We start from the raw sequence: 1,533 nt of genomic DNA, 5'->3' as shown, positions 1-1,533 counted from the left end.
ACCCCACACTCCGCCCCACCCGGGGCGGCGTACACCGACAGGGCGTCGGAGTACGCCGCCCCGTTCGTGTGTCACCGCTCGGGCGCGGTGTGTCCGTCGCCGGTGATCGCCACGCCGATGTTGCCGCCGGCGGCGATCGAACGGGGGCCCGAGGCCGTCACCGTCACGCCCCGGCTCTCCTGACGAGGCAGCAGGGCCGTCAGCTCGCGCCGCAGTTCCTCGTCCTCACGCAGGGCCCGTTTGATCTGCTGGCGCAGGGCCGCCGACGCGTCCTCGTCGTCGGGTTCCGCCGCCGCGTCCGCCACGGCCGCGCCCAGGTCGGCCCGCCCCCGCTCGTCACGGTGGCGCCACGCCGCCGTCAGCATCCGGCGGCCGATGTCCGCCGTCGTCTCCACCGCCGCGCGCTCCACCGGGGTCAGCGCCCCGATGCCGTACGCGGCCACGGCCGCCGTCAGATACGGCCCCGCCCGGCCCACCAGTTCGGCGATCTCCGTACTCATCCCCAGCCTCCGTACGTCGGGATTCCTTCGGCACGGGCCGCATCCCACAGCCCTCGTAGGCCGGAAACGCCGATTGCGGCACCCCGGTTCCATAGGCACCCTCGCCTCGCGCGGGCTATCGCTTCAGTGCCCGGTACCGCTTCAGCAGGGCCGACAGCTTCTGCGGGTCCTTGCCGCCGTTCAGCTCTCTCAGGAGGTCGTCCGGGCAGAGTTCGTAGAGGTCGCCCCACCAGCCCTGTCGGCGGTGGTCGTAGATGCGGTATCCGCCGGGGACGCCCCGGGCGACGTAACGGCGTTTGCTCACTCGGCCTCCGGTGGGGGTGTCAGCGCCTCCTCCTCCAGCAGGCGTTCGGCGATGTCGGCGGCCCAGGACTGGGCCCACCGGCGGAGTGACATGGTGGCCTGCTCGTCGAGGCCCTGGCGAGCGAATTCCCGGTCGTCGAGCCACTCGGTGGCCTCCAACCGGGACTGGAGGTCGGAGAGATCGAAGGTGGAGGCGGTGGCGGAGGTGTGGCGGCGCGCCAGTTCCTCCAGTTCGGGGACGGTCCAGTGGGCGGCGGCCGCGTGGACCGTGACGAGGTCGCGGGCGGTGTTCCGGTCGGCGAGGGCACGGACCTTCGTACCGACGACGTCCTCCAGGGAGAGGGTCGGCCCCAGCGCCGTCTCGACCGCGGGGTGCCACAGGGACTCCTTGAGGATGTCCAGGGTGCGCTCCTCCGCCGTGGTCGGGTCGGTGACGAGGAGACGGGCGGAGAGCGGGGTGCCCTCCGCCTCCTCCACGAGCCAGCCGCGTCCCGCCAGCTCGGTGCGGACGGCGCCGGCGATCTCGTCCATCGGGGCCGGGTGTTCCGTCGCCACCTCCAGCAGGCGGCCCGGCGGACGGCTCTCCGTGAGCCCATGGGCCCGCACCGCGTGGTCGCCGGTCACGGCCAGGGCGTAGGGGGCGCCGATGGCCAGGATGTCGGTGAGGAGATGGAGGACCGGGTCGGGGGGACCGGGTTCGGGGAGGTCGTTCACGCGCGGGCCTGGGGAA

At 73.4% G+C, this 1,533-nt stretch carries 3 protein-coding genes; all 3 read right to left on the bottom strand.

Annotated features, from left to right (window positions below; translation table 11 throughout):
• Positions 1 to 71: 71 nt before the first annotated feature.
• Complete coding sequence (locus AOK15_RS41185; protein WP_055524382.1) at positions 72 to 500, bottom strand: hypothetical protein; 429 nt, start codon at positions 498 to 500, stop codon at positions 72 to 74.
• Between the two features lie 115 nt (positions 501 to 615).
• On the bottom strand, positions 616 to 804 hold the full coding sequence (locus AOK15_RS41180; RefSeq protein WP_055524380.1) for a hypothetical protein: 189 nt from the start codon (positions 802 to 804) through the stop codon (positions 616 to 618).
• Positions 801 to 1,517 carry a nucleotidyl transferase AbiEii/AbiGii toxin family protein gene (locus AOK15_RS41175; protein WP_055524378.1) on the bottom strand — a complete coding sequence of 239 codons (717 nt, stop codon included), beginning with the start codon at positions 1,515 to 1,517 and terminating at the stop codon, positions 801 to 803. The genes AOK15_RS41180 and AOK15_RS41175 overlap by 4 nt, the downstream gene beginning before the upstream one ends.
• Between the last annotated feature and the right edge of the window lie 16 nt (positions 1,518 to 1,533).

The organism is Streptomyces ossamyceticus, assembly GCF_001418475.1.
Lineage (GTDB): Bacteria > Actinomycetota > Actinomycetes > Streptomycetales > Streptomycetaceae > Streptomyces > Streptomyces ossamyceticus.
This window is presented reverse-complemented; position numbering and strand designations above follow the sequence as displayed.